The sequence below is a fragment of the Nocardioides piscis genome (assembly GCF_011300215.1).
GTDB classification, from domain to species: Bacteria; Actinomycetota; Actinomycetes; order Propionibacteriales; family Nocardioidaceae; genus Nocardioides; species Nocardioides piscis.
The window spans coordinates 194,040-212,855 of sequence record NZ_CP049866.1 but is presented as its reverse complement, the minus strand read 5'-3'; the positions used below and the strand labels follow the sequence as shown (position 1 = coordinate 212,855).

Here is an 18,816-nt window from a genome sequence, read left to right as displayed (position 1 = left end):
GCCGGTGACCCTCCACGCCATCACCGTCCTCGGGCACGACCGGCCCGGCATCATCGCCGAGACGACCGACCGCCTCGCCGACCTCGGGCTCAACCTCGAGGACTCCTCGATGACCCTGCTGCGCGGCCACTTCGCGATGACGTTGATCTGCGCCGGCGACGCCACCGACGCGGACATCTCGTCCGCGCTCTCGCCGCTCGCCGACGACGGGACGCTCACCGTGACCGTCCGGGAGGTGCCGGCCGAGCCGGCCCCGGTGGCGACCGGGTCGACCTGGGTGCTGACGGTGCACGGGGGAGACCGGCCGGGCATCGTGTCCGCGTTCGCCTCCGAGGTGGCCCGCGTCGGTGGCAACATCACCGACCTCACCACGCGACTCGGTGGGGAGCTCTACCTCCTCGTCGCCGAGGTCGACCTGCCCGCCGACGCCGACCCGGACGCGCTGCGTGCCGCCCTGGACGCTGCTGCCGACCGCCTCGGGGTCGGCGCCACCCTGCGCGAGGCCGAGGCCGACGACCTGTGATCGACGAACGCCTGCGCGCCTGGAGCGAGGACGAGCTGGGCGTGGCCGGGGTCGTCCTCGACGTCGTGCGCGCGCCCGCCGGCGTCCTCTCCCACGACGGTGCGCGCGTCGACCCGACTGCTCCAGAGACGGTCCAGCTCGCCGCCGACCTGGTCGCGACGATGCGGGTCTCGCCCGGCTGCGTGGGACTGGCAGCCCCGCAGGTGGGCGCCGGCGTCAAGGTGTTCTGCGTCGACGTCTCCGCGCACCCCAAGACGCGTGACCACCACGGGACCTTCGTGCTCTGCAACGCCGAGGTCGTCGAGGCGTCGCGCAACGAGAAGGCCCGCGAGGGGTGCATGAGCGTCCCCGACTTCACCGGCGACGTGAAGCGGGCGACCCGGCTCGTGGTGACGGGGGAACTGCCGGGGACCGGCGAGCGGGTCACGTTCGAGACCAACGCCTTCGAGGCGAGGGCACTGCAGCACGAGATCGACCACTGCGACGGGCTGCTGTTTCTCGACCGCGCCGCCGGCGCCCACGCCATCCACGCCCGCAAGACCTACCTCTAGCAGCGCCCTTGCGAGCAGCACGCCCCCGTATCCCAATCGGCAGAGGAAATCGCCTTAAAAGCGACTCAGTCTGGGTTCGAGTCCCAGCGGGGGCACCATCGGGGAACACCCGACCCCGCTGAGGCGTTTGAACTCATGAGCTGCTGCGTAGACTGGCAGCACACGACGCAACGGATCACACACGGCCGTCGCAAGGCCTCCAAGGAGAGACCATGAAGAGCAACAACCCAATTTTCGCCCGATCCGAGCAGTTCAACGGTCGGGCCGCCGGCTACGGTCAGGCGCCGACGTACGGCGACCCCTCCCAGTGGGGGACCGGCACCCCGACCCAGCAGGTCGACCAGGACCGGATGACCGTCGACTCGGTCGTGCAGAAGACCGCCATGACGCTGTTCGTCGTGGTCGTGGCCGCTGCGCTGACCTGGTACTGGACCGGTGACTCGATCACCGAGTCCGGTGCCGCCAACCAGGACGCCATCGGCAAGCTCTACCTCGCGCTGATGGTGGGCTCGTTCGGTGCCTTCGCCCTGTCGATGGTCAACTCCTTCAAGCGGGTCATCAGCCCGGCCCTGGTGATCGCCTTCGCGGTCCTCGAGGGCGTCGCGCTCGGCGCGTTGTCCAAGGTCATCCCTGCCTTCGCCGGGGTGAGCACCGACATCGTGCTGCAGGCGGTCATCGGCACGTTCGCCGCCTTCGCCGGCACGCTGGCTGTCTACAAGTTCTTCGACATCCAGGTCGGCAACAAGTTCCGCACCTTCGTGATGGCGGCCATGTTCGGCATGGTGGCCCTCGGCCTGATGGAGATGGTGCTCGGCGCCTTCGGCAACCAGATCGGCTTCTTCGGCTTCGGCGGCATCGGCCTGCTCTTCGCTGTCGGCGGCCTGGTGCTCGGTGTGTTCATGCTGATCCTCGACTTCGACTTCGTCGAGAAGGGCGTGGCCGCCGGCCTCCCCGAGCGGGAGTCGTGGCGCGCGGCGTTCGCGCTGACCGTCAGCCTGGTCTGGATCTACACCAACCTGCTCCGGATCCTGGCGATCTTCCAGCAGGACTGATCTCCTCGTTCCACACGCGTTGGCCCCGGGATCTCCCGGGGCCTTCGTCGTCTTCGGGGCGCGCCCGGCACGGCGCTGCGTACGGCGCTGCGTACGGCGCCTGCGTACGGCGCAGCCAGGTCCTGCGTCCGCCTCAGGGTCGACCTCGCCTGCGCGCCACCTGCCGGCGGGCTCTCGACTGCTCGCCATACGCCCCCGTCACAGGCGGGTGGTGGGGTCTGGTGGTCCCTGGTGCGGTGTTGTCCGCGGGTGGGAGCAGCACCAGGACCACACCACCCGCGGGTGGTCAAGGGCCGCCGCGGGTGGCCAAGGGCCGCCGGCGGGTGGTCAAGGGCCGCCGGCGGGGGGCTGGGCTGACCTACGCGACGGGACTGGCGGGGTCGACCTCGGTGTCGTCCGAGCCGGCGGGGTCGTCCGACTCCACGGACTCGGGCGACTCGACGTCGGAGGCAGGCTGGCGGCGACGGTGGCGCAGCTCCACCCACCGGCCGCGGAGGCCGCGCTGCGCACCGGAGACCTCGGTGCCGTCGAGCTCGGTGCCGGGGGTACGGGCAGCCTCGGCCGCTGCGGCGGCGACGGGCAGGATCCCCTCGCCGCGCATGGCCTCGAGCGAGACCTCGGCCTCCGGTGCGACGCCGAGGGCGGCCAGCGCGGAGGGGACGAGCACGGCCGCGAGCGACCGGTAGCCGTCGGCGGAGGGGTGGAACCGGTCGGGTCCGAACAGCAGCGCCGGGGCGGCGTCGAACTCCGGGCCCAGAACGTCGCCCAGCGACACGGTGCGCCCGCCTGCCTCGACGACCGCGATGGTCTGGGCCGCTGCGAGCCGACGTGACCAGGTGCGGGCGACCTGCTTGAGCGGCGGAGCGATCGGCTTGATGGTGCCCAGGTCGGGGCAGGTGCCGACGACGACCTCCACGTCTGCGTCGCGCAGCCGACGAACGGCCTCGGCGAGGTGCTGCACCGACTGGGCCGGGGTGACGGTGTGGGTGACGTCGTTGCCACCGATCAGGATGATGGCCACGTCCGGGTCGGTGGGCAGGGCCTTGTCGATCTGGTCGGCGAGGTCGCGCGACTGGGCGCCGACCACGGCGAACTCCCGGAGGTGGACGCGGCGGTCGGCGCGGGCCGCGATTCCGGAGGCGAGGTGGGCACCCGGGGTGTCCTCGACCTTGTCGACGCCATAGCCGGCCGCGCTGGAGTCACCGAGCAGCGCGAGCTTGAGGGCCGGGCCGGGTCGTCCGCGGCCATACCAGCCGGTCGCGTCGGGGGGTGCAGCGTCGGCGATGACGCCGATGGCCCGGCGGGCCAGCTTGGCCTCGGCCACGAGCACGCCATAGAGGCCTGCGCCCAGCACTGAGAGGCCGCCGCCGCCATACACGGCGGCGGAGGCGAGCTTGCGTGCTGCTCCGGCTGTGCCCACGACTTCATGCTACGGGCCAGTACGTGACTACATTGGCCGGTGTGAAGTATGTGAACTCGCTCCTCGACCTCATCGGCAACACCCCGCTGCTGAGGCTGTCCACCTCCCTCGACGATCTCGGGGCTGCTGCTGGTCCGCTCGTGCTCGCCAAGATCGAATACCTCAACCCCGGCGGCTCGGTGAAGGACCGCATCGCGACGCGCATGATCGACGCCGCCGAGGCGTCCGGCGAGCTGCAGCCCGGCGGCACGATCGTCGAGCCGACCTCGGGCAACACCGGCGTCGGGCTGGCGATGGTCGCGCAGGCCAGGGGCTACAAGTGCGTCTTCGTGTGCCCCGACAAGGTCAGCGAGGACAAGCGCAACGTCCTCAAGGCGTATGGCGCTGAGGTGGTCGTCTGCCCGACGGCCGTCGCTCCCGAGCACCCCGACTCCTACTACAACGTGAGCGACCGGCTGGCCTCCCAGCCGGGAGCGTGGAAGCCGGATCAGTACTCCAACCCCCACAACCCGCGCTCCCACTACGAGACCACGGGGCCGGAGATCTGGGAGCAGACCGACGGCAGGATCACGCACTTCGTCGCCGGCGTCGGCACGGGCGGCACCATCAGCGGCATCGGGCGCTACCTCAAGGAGCGCAACCCCGACATCCAGGTGATCGGCGCAGACCCGGCCGGCTCGGTCTATTCCGGAGGCACCGGCCGCCCCTATCTCGTCGAGGGGGTGGGCGAGGACTTCTGGCCCGAGACCTATGACAAGTCCATCGCCGACCGGATCATCGAGGTCTCCGACGCCGACTCGTTCGCGTTCACCCGGCGCCTGGCCCGGGAGGAGGCACTGCTGGTCGGTGGCTCGTCCGGGATGGCAGCGTTCGCGGCCAAGCAGCTTGCCACCGAGCTCGCCGCCGAGGGTCGCGAGGACGCCGTCATCGTGGTGCTGCTGCCCGACTCGGGCCGTGGCTACCTCACCAAGGTGTTCAACGACGAGTGGCTGGGCTCCTACGGCTTCGCCACCGAGAGCGACTCGCACACGCGCACCGTCGGTGAGGTGCTGCGCGGCAAGTCCGGGCAGCTGCCCGACCTGGTGCACACGCACCCCAGCGAGACGGTCGCCGAGGCGGTGCACATCCTGCAGGAGTACGGCGTCTCGCAGATGCCGGTCGTGCGGGCCGAGCCGCCGATCGTCGCCGCCGAGGTGGCCGGTTCGGTCTCCGAGCGCACCCTGCTCGACGCGCTCTTCGCCGGCACGGCCAAGCTCACCGACCCGGTGGAGGAGCACATGTCGGCGCCGCTGCCGACGATCGGCTCCACGTCGCCGGCTCGCGAAGCCGTGAAGATGCTCGAGTCGTCCGACGCCGTGCTCGTCCAGGAGGACGGCAAGCCGGTCGGTGTCCTGACCCGTCAGGACCTGCTCGCGTTCCTCGCGCGCGAGTAGTCCTCCGCGGATGGATCTCTCGACCACCCTGATCGCGCTCCTGGTCGTGGCCGCGCTGGCGGCCGGCTTCGTCGACGCGGTCGTGGGTGGCGGGGGACTGATCCAGCTGCCGGCCCTGCTGATCGGCTTGCCCGGAGCCCCGGTGGTGGAGATCGCAGCCACCAACAAGCTCGCATCGTTCTGCGGGACGTCGATCAGCGCAGCGACATACGTGCGTCGGATCAAACCGGATCCGCGCACCTTCCTGCCGCTGATGCTGGCGGCGTTCATCGGCTCCAGCGGTGGTGCACTGGTGGCCTCGCTGCTGCCGCGCTCGGCCTTCGACCCGATCATCCTGGTCGTGCTGGTGGTGGTCGGGACCTATGTGTGGTTCAAGCCGAGCGTCGGCGAGCTGACCAGGCTGCGGTTCAGCGGTGGCCAGCACATGTCGATCGTCGCGATCACCGGTCTCGGCATCGGGTTCTATGACGGCGCCATCGGTCCGGGCACCGGGTCGTTCTTCGTGGTGGCGCTCGTGGGCCTGCTCGGCTACAACTTCCTCGAGGCCTCGGCGAAGGCCAAGCTGGCCAACTGGGCCACCAACCTCGCCGCGCTCGTCGTCTTCGTCCCTCAGGGGGCGGTGCTGTGGCAGCTGGCGCTGCCGATGGCCGCGGCCAACATCGTGGGCGGCTATCTCGGCGCCCGGGTCGCTGTGGCGCGGGGCGCCCGCTTCGTGCGGGTGTTCTTCCTCGTCGTCGTCGCAGCCCTCGTGATCCGGCTCGCCGCCGGCCTGCTCTTCTAGGACCGTGCGGGCGTGTGCCAGGGGGCTTCCGAAGCAGCTCGGCTCAACCGGTCTCCGTGCCCGTGACGTAGACCCAGCGCCCGCCGCGCCGCTCGAAGACGCTGCGCTCGTGCAGTGTGCCGGCGCCGGCGGGGGAGTCGTAGTGCGCCACGAACTCGACCTGGTCCTGCGAGGCGTCCAGCACCTCGAGCCGGGTCCACGTCACCCCGGCGTCGGAGGTGAGGTCGTCGGGCCGGGTCCGCGGGTGCCAGGTGCGGAAGAGGTAGTCGGTCTCGCCCAGGGCATAGGCAGCGAACCGCGAACGCATCAGCTCCTCGGGTGAGGCTGCGTGGGCAGCACCCCGGTGGAGCACGCCGCAGCACGCGTCGTACGTCGAGCCGGAACCGCACGGGCAGGGGTTGGCGAACACGGGTGCACCCTAGGTGGGGGTGCTGGACAACTTAGCCGCGACACGTAACGTCTCACCCGTCCCCCGAGTAGAAGGAGATCCACAGTGAGCACCACTCGACTCAAGCAGGGCGCAGGCGCCGGAGCGTTCGTGCTGGCAGCAGCCCTGGGCCTGGGCGCGGCAGCCGTCGTGCCGGCCCAGTCAGCCGTCGTCGCCGCCGTCCCCACCGCGACCACGACGACCGTCACCGTGCAGGACTCGACCGTCGCCCACGGCGAGGCGACCAGGATCACCGTCTCGGTCGACTCGGTCACCAACGGTCCCAAGCCTGCAGGCAAGGTGGAGCTCAAGGTCGACGACAAGTCCTACTTCGCCGACCTGACCAACAGCGGCAAGGTCGACTTCGACCTGCCCGTGCTCGACGCGTCGACCACGCCCTATCCGCTGGTCGCGACGTTCACCCCCGCGGATGCCGCTGCGTTCAGCTCCTCGACGTCGGCCCCCGTGCCGGTGACGGTGAGCAAGGACGGGACCACCTCCACGGTCACCGCACGTCACAACAAGATGAAGCGCAAGATCGTTGCCAAGAACACGGTGACCTCTGACCACGGTCAGGTGCCGGTCGGCAAGGTGAAGTTCGTCCTGCGTCGCAACGGCATCAAGATCGCCAAGACGGTCGAGACCCTCAACACCGCCGGCGTGGCCAAGGCCAAGTTCCGCAACGTCCGCAACCGGGGCGACTACAAGGTGGTCTCGCGCTACCTCGGCAGCGACAACTTCACTGCGTCGAAGGGCTCGTTCAAGATCACGCGCTGATCCTCCGTCTGCGCGATGTCGACGCCGCCCGTCCCCGACCTGGGGGCGGGCGGCGTTGTCCGTCTGACGCCTCGTGCTGCCGCTTCCCTAGAACCTGTTCTAGTCTGTGGCCATGACTGTCACGCCTGTGATCGAGGGTTGGTTCAGCACGGGTGAGCGGCCGGCGCTGTTGGGGTCGGCGTGCACGTCGTGTCGCACCGTGTATTTCCCGCCGGTGGGGGGGTTTTGTCGTAGTCCGGTGTGTGAGGGGGTGGGGTTCGAGTCGGTCGAGCTGGGTCGGCGGGGTCGGGTGTGGTCCTACACCGATGCGCAGTACCAGCCGCCGCCGCCCTACATCGCGGCTCACGAGGTGCATGTGCCGTTCGCGTTGGCTGCGGTCGAGCTTCCCGAGGGGTTGGTGGTGCTGGGTCAGGTCGCGGACGGGTTCGGTGTCGCTGAGTTGAGCGTGGGGGCGGTGGTCGAGCTGGTGGTGGAGACGTTGTACGCCGACGAGTCGGGTGAGCGCACGATCTGGCGTTGGAAGCCGGTCGTGGACGACGGGGACGAGGAGACGTCATGACGGGGAAGGTCACGGTCGCGGGGGTGGGGATGCACCCGTGGGGCAAGTGGGGCAAGAGCTTCGTGGAGTACGGGGTGGTCGCGGCCCGGGCGGCGTTGGCTGATGCGCAGATCGGCTGGTCCGAGGTGGACCTGGTCGTGGGTGGGGAGACGGTCCGCAACGGTTATGGCGGGTATGTCGCGGGGGCGACGTTCGCGCAGGCGTTGGGGTGGAACGGTGCGCGGGTCGCGACGTCGTATGCCGCGTGCGCGACCGGTGCCCAGGCCCTCGACACTGCCCGGGCGCGGATCCTGGCGGGTCTCTCGGAGGTGGCGTTGGTGGTCGGGGCGGACACGACCCCGAAGGGGTTCCTGGCCCCGAATGCCGGGGAGCGGTGGGACGACCCGGACTGGTTGCGGTTCCGGTTGCTGGGGATGACCAACCCGGCCTATTTCGCGTTGTATGCGCGGCGTCGGATGGACTTGTATGGCGCCACGTCGGAGGATTTTGCGGCCGTGAAGGTCAAGAACTCCCGCCATGGCCTGGCCAACCCGAACGCGCGGTATCGCAAGCAGGTCAGTGTCGCTGAGGTGATGTCCAGCGCTGTGGTGTGCGACCCGCTGCACCTGCTCGACATCTGCGCGACCAGTGATGGCGCGGCCGCGGTGGTGTTGTGCTCACCCGACTACGCGCGCCGCCACGGGCTGGTCGAGGCGGTGCAGGTCGCGGCGATCTCGACGGTGACCCCGACGTTCCCGAACACGGTGATCGACATGCCGTTGTTGTCCACTGATGCACCCCCACCCTCGTCGCCGGAGGGTGAGGAGAGTGCTCTGTGCCCGTCACGAAACCGGACCTTCAAGCAGTCGATCGCCCACGCGGCCTACGAGGAGGCCGGCATCGGGCCCGACGATGTCGACGTCGCCGAGGTCTATGACCTGTCCACCGCGCTCGAGCTGGACTGGATGGAGGACCTCGCGTTGTGCAAGGAGGGCGAGGCCGAACAGCTCCTGCGTGCCGGGGAGACCACCATCGGTGGCCGGGTCCCGGTCAACCCCAGTGGTGGGTTGGCGTGCTTCGGTGAGGCCGTCCCGGCCCAGGCGCTCGCACAGGTCTGCGAGCTCACCTGGCAGCTGCGCGGCCAGGCCCACGGCCGCCAGGTCGACGGCGCCCGGGTCGGAATCACCGCCAACCAGGGCCTCTTCGGCCACGGCTCCTCGGTGATCCTGACGCGTTGAGGCTCGATGGACCCGCGCGTGCGGCCCGTTGGGCCGGCCGACGTGCTTCGATGGACCTGTGACTGAGATGATCCGTGTCTTCCTGCTCGACGACCACGACGTGGTCCGCGAGGGCCTGCGCTTCCTGCTCGAACGGCAGGACGACATCGAGGTGGTGGGCGACTCCGCGTCGGCGGTGGAGGCGATCGCCCGCATTCCCGCTCTCAAGCCACACGTCGCCGTGCTGGACGGGCGCCTGCCCGACGGGTCCGGGATCGAGGTGTGTCGCGCCGTGCGATCGGTCGACCCGGAGATCCGGGCGCTGATCCTGACCTCCTACGACGACGACGAGGCGCTGTTCGCCGCGATCATGGCCGGCGCGTCCGGCTATGTCCTCAAGGAGATCCGCAGCAGCGACCTCGTCACGGCGATCCGCCAGGTGGCGGCCGGCAACTCGCTCATCGACCCCACCCTGACCGCGAAGGTGCTCGAACGGGTGCGCAACGGCCCGGCGACCGCACCGGAGCTGGCAGAGCTCACCGAGCAGGAGCTGAAGCTGTTGGCCTACATCGCCGAGGGGCTGACCAACCGTCAGATCGGCGAGCAGATGTTCCTGGCCGAGAAGACGGTCAAGAACTACGTCTCGAGCATCCTCGCCAAGCTTGGGGTCGAGCGCCGTACGCAGGCCGCCGTGCTCGCCTCCAAGCTGCTTGGTCCCGGCAACTAGGGACCATCGGCGGTTCGCGCAGGGACCTCGTCCCCTGCCTGGGCAGGGGGCGGCAGGCGAGAGTTGTGGTGCAAAGGAAAACAAGCACCACTACTCGCAAAGAAGGGTTCGTCATGGCCGTCATCCAGCGTCACCACACCATCAGCAGTGAGGGCGTCACGACTGTGACGTCCGAGCCCAGCACCGCGTTCGACAAGGCTCTTGCCGTCCTGCGCATCGCCTTCGGGGTCACCTTCCTGTGGGCCTTCCTCGACAAGACCTTCGCCCTGGGGTTCCACACCGGCTATGACCAGGAGGGCAACCTCGACCGGTTCGGCGACGCCGCCTGGATCAACGGTGGCAGCCCGACCGAAGGGTTCTTGACCTTCGGGGTCCCGGCCGACAACCCGTTCAAGGGCTTCTTCAACGGCCTGGCCGGATATGCAGTCGTCGACTGGCTGTTCATGCTCGGTCTCCTCGGCATCGGCCTGACGCTCATCCTCGGGGTGGGCATGAAGATCGGCACCGCGGCCGGCGCTCTGATGTATGCATTCATGTACGCCGCAGTCCTCCCCCTGGAGAACAACCCCGTCGTCGACGACCACCTCATCGGTGTCATCGTGATGGTCGTCCTCGCCCTCGGCGCAGCCGGCACCACCTGGGGCCTCGGCAGGGTATGGCAACGAACCTCCCTCGTGGAGAAGTTCCCCATCCTGAAGTGACCTGACCGGTCACCCATCCACCAAGACCCGCCCGGTCCACCGGGCGGGTCTCTCGTGTCTGTCCGACAGGTCGCGGGGGTGGCGGCCCACGGCCGGGGGGACCCGGTCAGGCGAGCGGGACCCGCCATACGAGCGTGGTGCCCCGCCCGTCACCCGCCAGCACCTCCAGCGCTCCACCGAGGTCGGCGGCCCGTCGCCGGGCGTTGCGCAGCCCGCTCTCGTGGGGGTCGGACGGCATCCCGATCCCGTCGTCGACCGCCCGCAGCACCAGCTCGTCGGCGCTCACCAGCACCTCGATCTCTGCAGACTCGGCGAGGGCGTGGCGAGCGACGTTGGAGATGGCCTCGCGCAGCACGGCGAGGACCTGGTCGGCCCTGCGGTCGTCGACGGCGGTGTCGATGGGACCACTGGTCCGCACCGTCGGGCTGAAGCCCAGCACCGGGACGTAGTCGCGCACCAGCGCCCGGACCTGTGAGCGCAGGGACGTGCGGTTCTTGTGCTGGAGCTCGAAGATGGTGCTGCGGATCGCCTTGATCGTCTCGTCGAGCGAGGACACCGCGTCGTCGATGCGGCGGGCGACCTCCGGGTTGGAGGCCATCAACGCCACCCCCTGGAGCTGCAGGCCGGCGGCGAAGAGCTGCTGGATCACGACGTCGTGGAGGTCACGGGCGATGCGCTCACGGTCGGTGATCAGGGCAAGCTCCTGGCGGTCCGCGACGGCCTGGCCCCGGTCGAGCGCCAGGGCCACCTGGTCGGCGAAGGTCGCCAGCAGGTCACGCTCGTCGGCGTCGACCAGCGGGGACGTCCGGTCATAGAGCGCGGCGAGCGCGGTGACCGACGCGAGGTGAGCCCGGACGGGGATGACGACCGCCTCGAGGTCGCCCACGGAAAGGCGGAGCAGTGGCGAGACGGTGTCGAGCGTGGGGTCGTCGCGCACCATGTCGACCAGCTCGCGCACGGCAGCGTGGTCGGCCGGGTCGGCTGCGAACGTGTCGCCGTCGGCCGGGTCGGAGGCAAGCAGCACCACGGCTCGAGCGCCCGCGACCGCGCGCGCCGTGCCCACGATGTTGTCGAGGGCGGCCTGGCCGTGCTGGAGGTCGACCCCGATCTCGGCAGTGGCCTCGAGCCAGCGCCGCCGTCGCTCGCTGAGGCCGTAGGTGCGGGCGTTGTCGATGACCAGCCCCGCAGCCCGGGCCAGTGCCTCGACGAGGAGCTCGTCCTGCTCGCTGAAGGGCTGCCCGCCGCGCTTCTCGGTGAGATAGAGGTTGCCGAAGACCGTTCCGCGGATGCGCACCGGCATCCCCAGGAAGGTGTTCATCGGGGGATGGTTGGCGGGGAAGCCGACCGAGCGCGGGTGGGCGGAGAGGTCCACCAGGCGCAACCCCTCGGGCTCGGAGATGATCACTCCCAAGATGCCGTCGCCGTGGGGGAGGTCGCCGATCAGCGCCCTCGTCGCCTCGTCGATCCCGGTGGTGATGAACTCCACCAGCCGGCCGTCGTGGCCCAGGACGCCCAGCGCGCCGTACTCAGCGTCGGTGAGCTCGGTGGCCGCGGTGACGATGCGGGTCAGCACGCTCGTCAGGTCGAGGTCGCTGGCGATCGCCGAGACCGCGTCGAGAAGGGCGGTGGCCGACCCGGTCAGGGGCGGCGTGGTCGTGGGGTCCTCGGGCGTGCTCACGAGGGACAGTGTGACGCGGACCTCGGTGGCGGTCACGCACGGAGCTCACAATGCGCGATGGACCGGGAGGTTCTCCTCGAGGTCCCACCCCGCGCCGAGGCGGCGACCGGTGACCTCGTCCAGGGGGATGCGGAGGTAGAGGGACCGGTGGCCGGACGCCCACGGGCGGGGCAGGACCCGCATGAGGGCACGCAGCTCCTCGTGGTCCTCGACGGCCTCGGTGCGGCCGCGGACGACGACGCTCCAGCCCCGCATCCGGGGATGCTCGAAGTGGTCGACCTCGAAGGCGACCAGACGGTCGCGGCCCTGACTGCCCAGCAGGCTGTACGGCGTCGTGCAGACGACGACGTGTCCGACGCTCACCGAGTAGTTGATGGGCACGATGTAGGGACCGGCGGGGGTCGCGATGGCGACACGACCGACCACGCCTCGACGCAGCAGCGTCTCGCACTCGCTCCTGCTCAGCTCCATCGGCTCAGTCATCGTCGTGGCCCTTCAAGTGGTGGTGGACCTCCATCGTCATCCGCGGCGCGACTGCCCGGCAGGGCCCTTGGTCCCGGGTCGACGGTCCATTGCTCCCGACCGGCCTTTGGCCCCGGGTCTAGCGTGGGCGTCGTGACCAACCAGACCTCCGGCTCACCGACCATGGCCACCCTCGGCGAGCTGCGTGCCTCCGGACACGAGCTCAAGCCCCTCCGCGACGAGATCCGCGCCAACCTCCTCGCTCGGCTCCGGGCAGGGGAGGACCCCTGGCCCGGTCTCCACGGCTTCAGCGACACCGTCATCCCGCAGCTCGAGCGGGCCCTGATCGCCGGCCACGACGTGGTGCTGCTGGGCGAGCGCGGCCAGGGCAAGACCAGGCTGCTGCGCTCGTTGGTGGGCCTGCTGGACGAGTGGTCGCCGGTGATCGCCGGCTCCGAGCTCGGTGAGCACCCCTTCGACCCGATCACCCACGGCGCCAAGCGCGCCGTCGCCACCCAGGGTGACGACCTGCCGATCAGCTGGCGTCACCGCGACGAGCGCTATGCCGAGAAGCTGGCGACCCCCGACACGAGCGTGGCCGACCTGATCGGTGACGTCGACCCGATGAAGGTCGCCGAAGGTCGTTCGCTGGGCGACCCGGAGACGATCCACTTCGGGCTGATCCCGCGCGCCCACCGCGGGATCGTGTCGATCAACGAGCTGCCCGACCTCGCGGAGCGCATCCAGGTGGCGATGCTCAACGTGATGGAGGAGCGCGACATCCAGATCCGCGGCTACGTCCTGCGGCTGCCCCTCGACGTGCTCGTCGTGGCGTCTGCCAACCCCGAGGACTACACCAACCGCGGGCGCATCATCACCCCGCTCAAGGACCGCTTCGGCGCCGAGATCCGCACCCACTACCCGACCGAGATCGACGACGAGATCGCCGTGATCCGGCAGGAGGCGCACCTGGTCGCCGAGGTGCCCGACGTGCTGGTCGAGATCCTGGCCCGCTTCACCCGCAACCTGCGCGGCTCCAGCGCCGTCGACCAGCGCTCCGGGGTGAGCGCCCGGTTCGCGATCGCCGGGGCCGAGACGATCGCCGCCGCTGCGCTGCACCGCGCGACCGTCAACGGCGAGGACGTCGCGGTCGCGCGCGTCGTCGACCTCGAGACGGCCGTCGAGGTGCTCGGCGGCAAGATCGAGTTCGAGACCGGCGAGGAGGGACGTGAGGGCGAGGTCCTCACCCACCTGCTCCGTACGGCGACCGCGGAGGCCGTCCGCGAGCACTTCCGCGGCCTCGACCTCGCGCTCCTGGTGGAGGCCATCGAGGACGGGGCGACCATCTCGACCGGCGCGCAGACCACCGCTCGCGACTTCCTGTCCGGCCTGCCGGTGCTCGGAGAGTCCGAGGTCTATGACGACATCGGCGAACGGATCGGCGCACAGAACGACGGGGAGCGCGCCTGCGCCATCGAGCTGGCGCTCGAGGGGCTCTATCTCGCCCGCAGGGTCGGCAAGGAGTCCGACGGCCGGGAGACGGTCTATGGCTGAGGTCGACCACCCGTGAGCCGCTACCGCAAGTACGACGGCGGCGACCCGTTGGCCCCGCCCGTCGACCTCGCCGAGGCGCTGGACGCGATCGGCCAGGACGTGATGGCCGGCTACAGCCCCGAGCGCGCGATGCGTGAGTTCCTGCGCCGCGGTGGGCAGGAACACCAGGGGCTCGACGACCTGGCCCGGCAGGTCGCGGCCAAGCGGCGCGAGCTGCTCCAGCGGCACAACCTCGACGGCACGATGCAGCAGGTGCGAGAGCTGCTCGACAAGGCGGTGCTGGCCGAGCGCGGACAGCTGGCGCGCGACGTCGTGCTCGATGACACCGACCGGGCGTTGCGTGAGCTCCAGCTCGACAGCCTGCCCGACTCCACGGCGGCGGCAGTCAGCGAGCTGGCCGCCTATGACTGGACCTCGACCGAGGCGCGCGAGGCCTATGAGGAGATCAAGGACCTGCTCGGCCGCGAGCTGCTCGACCAACGCTTCGCCGGCATGAAGGAGGCGATGGCAGGCGCGACCGAGGAGGACCGCGAGGCCATCAACAAGATGCTCGGCGACCTCAACGACCTGCTGGAGAAGCACGCTCGGGGCGAGGACACCGACCAGGACTTCGCCGACTTCATGTCCGAGCACGGTGACTTCTTCCCGGAGAACCCCTCGAACATCGACGAGCTGATGGACGCCCTGGCGGAGCGCTCGGCCGCGGCCCAGCGGATGCTCAACTCGATGACGCCCGAGCAGCGGGCCGAGCTGATGGAGCTCTCGCAGCAGGCCTTCGGCTCGCCACAGCTGATGGCGCAGCTGGCTCGAATGGACGCCAACCTCATGGCTTTGCGGCCCGACCTCGACTGGGGTGGGTCCGAGGGCTTCGGCGGTGACGAGGGGCTGGGGCTCGGGGACGGCACCGGGGTCTTCCAGGACCTCGCCGAGCTCGACTCCCTGGGCGAGCAGCTCTCGCAGTCCTATGGCGGCGCCCGCATGGACGACCTGGACCTCGACGCCCTCGCCCGGCAGCTCGGCGACCAGGCCGCCGTCGACGCCCGGACCCTCTCCGAGCTCGAGAAGGCCCTGCGTGACTCGGGCTATCTCAAGCGTGGCTCCGACGGGGAGCTGCGGCTTTCACCCAAGGCCATGCGCGAGCTCGGCAAGGCGCTCCTGCGCGACGTCGCCACCCGGATGTCGGGACGCCAGGGCCAACGCGAGAACCGCAGTGCCGGCGCGGCGGGCGAGCTGTCCGGGGCGACGAAGGCGTGGGAGTACGGCGCCACCGAGCCCTGGGACGTCACACGGACGATCACCAACGCGGTGTTGCGGACGGCGGGGTCGCCGGCGGTCGAGGAGGTCGCGCAGCGACCGTCACGAAACCCCGGCGTGCGCATTCGCGTCGACGACGTCGAGGTGCAGGAGACCGAGGAACGCACGCAGGCGGCGGTCGCCCTGCTCGTCGACACCTCCTTCTCGATGGCGATGGACGGCCGTTGGGTGCCGATGAAGCGCACAGCCCTGGCGCTGCACCAGCTGGTCCGGTCGCGCTTCCGGGGCGACCACCTCCAGCTGATCGCCTTCGGCCGCCAGGCGCGGGTGATGGAGATCGAGCAGCTCACCGGTCTCGACGCGCGCTGGGACAAGGGCACCAACCTCCACCACGGGCTGCTGCTGGCCAACCGCCACTTCCGCAAGCACCCCAACGCCCAGCCCGTGCTGCTCATCGTCACCGACGGCGAGCCCACCAGCCACCTCGAGCCGGACGGACAGGTGTGGTTCTCCTACCCGCCCCATCCGCTGACGATCGCCAACACGGTGCGCGAGCTGGACAGTTCGCGTCGACTCGGTGCGCAGACGACGTTCTTCCGGCTCGGGGACGATCCGGGGCTGGCGCGGTTCATCGAGTCGATGGCGCGCCGGGTCGACGGACGGATGGTCTCGCCCGAGCTCGACGACCTGGGAGCTGCTGTCGTCGGGTCCTATCTCGGTGACCGGTCGGCGTCGACGTACCGCGACCACTTCGGCGGCTGGGCGGGCGGCCGCGGGTTCTGGGTGGGCTGAGCCTCAGCCTTCGGCGAGCATCCGCATCAGCTCGGCACCCATGTGCTCGACGACGGTGTTGAGCGCCTTCAGGGGGCGGATCATCACCGTGAAGTCGACGATCTGCCCGTCGGCGTCCCACGTGATCATGTCGACGCCGCTCACGTCGAGTCCGCCGACGCTGGTGCGGAACTGCAGCACGGCCGAGTCCGGACCCAGCCACTCCCGCTCATAGGTGAGGCGGGGTCCGAGGACGACGAAGGCGGCGGTGAGATAGCCCACGACGGTCTCCCGGCCCTCCTGGGGCGTGTGCACGGCCGGGCTGCGGAAGACTGCGTCCTCGGCCAGCAGGGCGGGCAGTCCGCCCGCATCGCGGCGCGAGACGACGTCGTGCCAGCGGGCAAGGGCGGCGGCTGAGTCCATGCCCGGGATGGTGCCACGTCCGGGCCCGTGAGGGTCAGGACCGCGGTGCGCGAGCCTCAGGCGTCAGCGAAGCCCGGGAGGTGCTCCTCCATGAGCCGGCGGAACGGGGCTTCTGCCTCCAGCTGGCTGAGCAGGCCGAGGCCGCCGAGCCAGGTGCGGTGGATCAGGAGATAGCCGGCGGGGAGATTGAGCTTGGTCGCCACGGTGAAGGCAGGGTCGCGGGGGTTGTTGACGCGCTCGAACTGGGTGCGCATCCACTCGCGGGTGAACTGGAAGCGCTCGACGCTCGCCGGCTCGATGAACGGGCCGAGGTAGTCGAGCACCAGCACCGGGTCCACCTTCATCTGGGGCTTGATGAAGCCCTCCGCGCGCAGACCGGCGACCAGCTCGTCGACGTCGGCGTCGCGGGCGATGCGGATCAGCCGTCCCATCGCCTCCGGGAGGTGCTGTTCGGGCAGCCGGGCGACGGCCCCGAAGTCGAGGATGCCGAGTCGACCGGGCCCGCCGTCGGGGTCCGGGATCAGCCTGAAGTTCCCCGGGTGGGGGTCGGCGTGCAACATGCCGGTGCGGGCGGGGCCGGTGAACAGGAAGCGCGTGAGCAGCTCGCCGTAGTGGTCGCGCTCCTCCTGGGTCCCGACGCGGATGGCGTGGGCCAGGGAGTGTGGCGACTCGAGCCACTCGGTGATCAGCACCGTGCCGCCGTGGGCCACCACGTCGGGGATGACGAAGTCCGGGTCGTCACGGAAGGCCTTGGCGAAGGCTCGCTGGGCCTGGGCCTCGAGGGAGTAGTCGAGCTCCTCGGCGGCGCGGGCCTGGAGCTCGGCCACCAGCGGCTTGATGTCGATGCCGGGGAACACCGGGGCCACGCCGCGCGCCACGCGGGCGAGCTGGCGCAGGTCGCTCATGAGGGCCTCGCCGGCCCCGGGATATTGCACCTTGACCGCCACGTCGCGCCCGTCGTGCCACCGGCCCTTGTGGACCTGGCCGATGCTGGCTGCGGCGGTGGGCCCGCCGTCGAGCCAGACGAGCTGTTCCTGCCAGTCGGGTCCGAGCTCGATCGCCAGCTGCTCGCGCACCGTCTGCGTGGGCATGGGTGGCGCATCGTCCTGCAGCTTGTTGAGGTTCTCGCGGTATGGCGCCACGAGCTCCTCGGGCAGCGCCGCCTCGAGCACGCTCAGCGCCTGACCGAACTTCATCGCCCCGCCCTTGAGCTCGCCCAGGGTGCGGAAGAGCTGTTCGGCCGTCCGCTGCTGGACCTCGGTCAGGACCGCCTCGGCCGGCGCGCCGCCGAGGCGCTTGCCGAAGCCCAGGGCCGTGCGCCCGGCATACCCCAGGGGCAGCGCGGCCAGACGGGCGCTGCGGGAGATGGCCTTGCGGGGGAGCTCGGTCATGCTGCCAGTGTCGCCGATGGGTGGGCACCGTGGTGTATCCGCGCCGTGCGGCAGGATGGCCGGGTGCCCGCACCCCACGTCGTCGCCGTCAGCCGGGACGAGACGCACCGGTTCAGCAAGGTCCCGGTCGAGTCGATCACGCTCGTCGCCGGTCTCGGGGTGCTGGGCGACGCCCACGCCGGCACGCTGGTCCAGCACCGCTCGCGCGTGCGCCGTGACCCCAACCAGCCCAACCTGCGGCAGGTGCACCTCCTGCACTCCGAGGTCTTCGAGGACGCACGCACGATGGGCTACGAGCTCGGGCCGGGCGACCTGGGGGAGAACATCCTCACGGCTGGGATCGACATCCTCGGGCTGCCGGCGGGGACGCTGCTCGACCTCGGCGGCCCCGTCGTCCGACTGACCGGTCTGCGCAACCCGTGCTCCCAGATCAACACGTTCAGGGCAGGGCTCCTCAGGGTCGTGCTGGCCCGCGCCGACGGGACCCCCACCGACCAGCCCGCTCCCTCGACGGCCTCGCCCGCGGCCGCGAGCACGCCGGTCATCCGCAAGGCCGGCGTGATGGCGGTCGTCGAGCACGGCGGCGACGTCGTGCCGGGCCGGGGCATCGTCGTGACGCTTCCCGACACGCCGCACACGCCCCTGGCGCCGGTCTAGGAGGACCGACCACATGGCTGACCGCGATCGCAACGAGCAGGGCCGGGCCGAGCAGGCGCGACCCCGCGACAAGCTCGGGCGGCCGTTGCCCTACGGCGCCGCAGGTGTCGAGCCCATCTCCGAGGAGCCGCTGTCACCCGAGGCGACGCTGGCCTATGCCCGCAGCCTGCTCGACGACGGACGCCCGTTCGCCGCTCATGAGGCCCTCGAGGTCCGCTGGAAGTCGTGCCCCGAGGAGGAGCGCGCGCTGTGGCAGGGACTCGCGCAGCTGTGCGTCGGCCTCACCCATCACGCCCGCGGCAACGCGGTCGGCGCGGCGAGGCTCGTCGAGCGCGCCGCGGGCCGGCTGGAGTCGTATGCGGTGGGCTCCGGGTCGACGTACGGCCTCGACCTCAGCGCGCTGGTCGAGTGCGTGCGAAGTCGGGTGCGGGGCGACTGAGCCGACCCGTCGACGGCGGCCGCCTGCCGGTGGGATAACC

20 protein-coding genes, 1 tRNA gene and 1 pseudogene are annotated in these 18,816 nt (G+C 70.5%); 16 read left to right on the top strand and 6 right to left on the bottom strand.

What is annotated here, in order from left to right:
* The first annotated feature begins 4 nt into the window (after positions 1 to 4).
* From G7071_RS01160 to G7071_RS01145, 4 genes are all read left to right on the top strand, one after another.
* Positions 5 to 523 (top strand): glycine cleavage system transcriptional repressor, encoded by a 519-nt coding sequence (locus G7071_RS01160; RefSeq protein WP_166313912.1) that lies wholly within the window; start codon positions 5 to 7, stop codon positions 521 to 523.
* Positions 520 to 1,074 carry a peptide deformylase gene (locus G7071_RS01155; RefSeq protein ID WP_166313910.1) on the top strand — a complete coding sequence of 185 codons (555 nt, stop codon included), beginning with the start codon at positions 520 to 522 and terminating at the stop codon, positions 1,072 to 1,074. The genes G7071_RS01160 and G7071_RS01155 overlap by 4 nt, the downstream gene beginning before the upstream one ends.
* A gap of 21 nt (positions 1,075 to 1,095) precedes the next feature.
* Positions 1,096 to 1,172, top strand: a tRNA-Leu gene (locus G7071_RS01150).
* Positions 1,173 to 1,286: 114 nt separating this feature from the next.
* Positions 1,287 to 2,126 carry a Bax inhibitor-1/YccA family protein gene (locus G7071_RS01145; RefSeq protein ID WP_166313908.1) on the top strand — a complete coding sequence of 280 codons (840 nt, stop codon included), beginning with the start codon at positions 1,287 to 1,289 and terminating at the stop codon, positions 2,124 to 2,126.
* A 358-nt stretch (positions 2,127 to 2,484) separates the two neighbouring features.
* Here the strand turns inward: G7071_RS01145 and G7071_RS01140 are convergent, their stop codons facing one another.
* Positions 2,485 to 3,546, bottom strand: coding sequence for an SGNH/GDSL hydrolase family protein (locus G7071_RS01140; RefSeq protein WP_166313906.1), 1,062 nt, complete (start codon positions 3,544 to 3,546; stop codon positions 2,485 to 2,487).
* A 41-nt stretch (positions 3,547 to 3,587) separates the two neighbouring features.
* Between G7071_RS01140 and G7071_RS01135 the strand changes: the two genes are divergently transcribed.
* Both G7071_RS01135 and G7071_RS01130 read left to right on the top strand, forming a co-directional pair.
* The gene (locus G7071_RS01135; RefSeq protein ID WP_166313904.1) at positions 3,588 to 4,979 is read left to right on the top strand and encodes a cystathionine beta-synthase; all 1,392 of its coding nucleotides are present in this window, start codon (positions 3,588 to 3,590) and stop codon (positions 4,977 to 4,979) included.
* A gap of 10 nt (positions 4,980 to 4,989) precedes the next feature.
* Entirely contained in the window at positions 4,990 to 5,760 is a 771-nt protein-coding gene (locus G7071_RS01130; RefSeq protein WP_166313902.1) for a TSUP family transporter, read from the top strand.
* Positions 5,761 to 5,803: 43 nt separating this feature from the next.
* Here G7071_RS01130 and G7071_RS01125 read toward each other — a convergent pair whose 3' ends face one another.
* Positions 5,804 to 6,169: a YchJ family protein gene (locus G7071_RS01125; RefSeq protein ID WP_166313900.1), complete on the bottom strand. Its 366-nt coding sequence runs from the start codon at positions 6,167 to 6,169 to the stop codon at positions 5,804 to 5,806.
* 84 nt (positions 6,170 to 6,253) lie between these two features.
* On the opposite strand from G7071_RS01125, the gene G7071_RS01120 reads away from it, so the two are divergent.
* The 6 genes and pseudogenes from G7071_RS01120 (at position 6,254) to G7071_RS01100 (ending at position 10,147) form a co-directional block, all read left to right on the top strand.
* Positions 6,254 to 6,964 (top strand): Ig-like domain repeat protein, encoded by a 711-nt coding sequence (locus G7071_RS01120; protein WP_166313898.1) that lies wholly within the window; start codon positions 6,254 to 6,256, stop codon positions 6,962 to 6,964.
* A 112-nt stretch (positions 6,965 to 7,076) separates the two neighbouring features.
* A pseudogene (locus tag G7071_RS18860) lies at positions 7,077 to 7,199 on the top strand (zinc ribbon domain-containing protein); the annotation flags it as partial.
* 3 nt (positions 7,200 to 7,202) lie between these two features.
* Positions 7,203 to 7,523: a Zn-ribbon domain-containing OB-fold protein gene (locus tag G7071_RS01115; protein ID WP_246210599.1), complete on the top strand. Its 321-nt coding sequence runs from the start codon at positions 7,203 to 7,205 to the stop codon at positions 7,521 to 7,523.
* Entirely contained in the window at positions 7,520 to 8,740 is a 1,221-nt protein-coding gene (locus G7071_RS01110) for a lipid-transfer protein (RefSeq protein ID WP_166313894.1), read from the top strand. The genes G7071_RS01115 and G7071_RS01110 overlap by 4 nt, the downstream gene beginning before the upstream one ends.
* A gap of 67 nt (positions 8,741 to 8,807) precedes the next feature.
* On the top strand, positions 8,808 to 9,446 hold the full coding sequence (locus tag G7071_RS01105; RefSeq protein ID WP_166320857.1) for a response regulator: 639 nt from the start codon (positions 8,808 to 8,810) through the stop codon (positions 9,444 to 9,446).
* Positions 9,447 to 9,559: 113 nt separating this feature from the next.
* Positions 9,560 to 10,147 carry a hypothetical protein gene (locus G7071_RS01100; RefSeq protein ID WP_166313892.1) on the top strand — a complete coding sequence of 196 codons (588 nt, stop codon included), beginning with the start codon at positions 9,560 to 9,562 and terminating at the stop codon, positions 10,145 to 10,147.
* 106 nt (positions 10,148 to 10,253) lie between these two features.
* On the opposite strand, the gene G7071_RS01095 is transcribed toward G7071_RS01100, so the two are convergent.
* Positions 10,254 to 11,825: a GAF domain-containing sensor histidine kinase gene (locus G7071_RS01095; RefSeq protein ID WP_166313890.1), complete on the bottom strand. Its 1,572-nt coding sequence runs from the start codon at positions 11,823 to 11,825 to the stop codon at positions 10,254 to 10,256.
* 45 nt (positions 11,826 to 11,870) lie between these two features.
* A complete protein-coding gene (locus G7071_RS01090; protein ID WP_166313888.1) occupies positions 11,871 to 12,308 on the bottom strand; it encodes a pyridoxamine 5'-phosphate oxidase family protein in 438 nt (145 codons plus the stop codon).
* Between the two features lie 162 nt (positions 12,309 to 12,470).
* On the opposite strand from G7071_RS01090, the gene G7071_RS01085 reads away from it, so the two are divergent.
* Together G7071_RS01085 and G7071_RS01080 are read left to right on the top strand one after the other, a co-directional pair.
* Entirely contained in the window at positions 12,471 to 13,841 is a 1,371-nt protein-coding gene (locus G7071_RS01085) for a sigma 54-interacting transcriptional regulator (RefSeq protein ID WP_166320856.1), read from the top strand.
* A gap of 12 nt (positions 13,842 to 13,853) precedes the next feature.
* Entirely contained in the window at positions 13,854 to 15,887 is a 2,034-nt protein-coding gene (locus G7071_RS01080; RefSeq protein WP_166313886.1) for a vWA domain-containing protein, read from the top strand.
* Between the two features lie 3 nt (positions 15,888 to 15,890).
* Here G7071_RS01080 and G7071_RS01075 read toward each other — a convergent pair whose 3' ends face one another.
* Positions 15,891 to 16,289, bottom strand: a complete 399-nt coding sequence (locus G7071_RS01075; RefSeq protein WP_166313884.1) for a nuclear transport factor 2 family protein — start codon at positions 16,287 to 16,289, stop codon at positions 15,891 to 15,893.
* Positions 16,290 to 16,345: 56 nt separating this feature from the next.
* On the bottom strand, positions 16,346 to 17,680 hold the full coding sequence (locus G7071_RS01070; RefSeq protein WP_166313882.1) for an ABC1 kinase family protein: 1,335 nt from the start codon (positions 17,678 to 17,680) through the stop codon (positions 16,346 to 16,348).
* A 63-nt stretch (positions 17,681 to 17,743) separates the two neighbouring features.
* On the opposite strand from G7071_RS01070, the gene G7071_RS01065 reads away from it, so the two are divergent.
* Positions 17,744 to 18,337, top strand: coding sequence for an MOSC domain-containing protein (locus G7071_RS01065; protein ID WP_166313880.1), 594 nt, complete (start codon positions 17,744 to 17,746; stop codon positions 18,335 to 18,337).
* A gap of 13 nt (positions 18,338 to 18,350) precedes the next feature.
* Positions 18,351 to 18,776 (top strand): DUF309 domain-containing protein, encoded by a 426-nt coding sequence (locus tag G7071_RS01060; protein ID WP_166313878.1) that lies wholly within the window; start codon positions 18,351 to 18,353, stop codon positions 18,774 to 18,776.
* The last annotated feature ends 40 nt before the right edge of the window (positions 18,777 to 18,816 follow it).

Bases quoted from the DNA above. Each gene is read 5' to 3' on its own strand.
- G7071_RS01110 (WP_166313894.1), top strand. From the start codon at position 7,520: ATGACGGGGAAGGTCACGGTCGCGGGGGTGGGGATGCACCCGTGGGGC.
- G7071_RS01085 (WP_166320856.1), top strand. From the start codon at position 12,471: ATGGCCACCCTCGGCGAGCTGCGTGCCTCCGGACACGAGCTCAAGCCC.
- G7071_RS01070 (WP_166313882.1), bottom strand. From the start codon at position 17,680: ATGACCGAGCTCCCCCGCAAGGCCATCTCCCGCAGCGCCCGTCTGGCC.
- G7071_RS01145 (WP_166313908.1), top strand. From the start codon at position 1,287: ATGAAGAGCAACAACCCAATTTTCGCCCGATCCGAGCAGTTCAACGGT.
- G7071_RS01100 (WP_166313892.1), top strand. From the start codon at position 9,560: ATGGCCGTCATCCAGCGTCACCACACCATCAGCAGTGAGGGCGTCACG.
- G7071_RS01105 (WP_166320857.1), top strand. From the start codon at position 8,808: ATGATCCGTGTCTTCCTGCTCGACGACCACGACGTGGTCCGCGAGGGC.
- G7071_RS01060 (WP_166313878.1), top strand. From the start codon at position 18,351: ATGGCTGACCGCGATCGCAACGAGCAGGGCCGGGCCGAGCAGGCGCGA.
- G7071_RS01075 (WP_166313884.1), bottom strand. From the start codon at position 16,289: ATGGACTCAGCCGCCGCCCTTGCCCGCTGGCACGACGTCGTCTCGCGC.
- G7071_RS01090 (WP_166313888.1), bottom strand. From the start codon at position 12,308: ATGACTGAGCCGATGGAGCTGAGCAGGAGCGAGTGCGAGACGCTGCTG.
- G7071_RS01130 (WP_166313902.1), top strand. From the start codon at position 4,990: ATGGATCTCTCGACCACCCTGATCGCGCTCCTGGTCGTGGCCGCGCTG.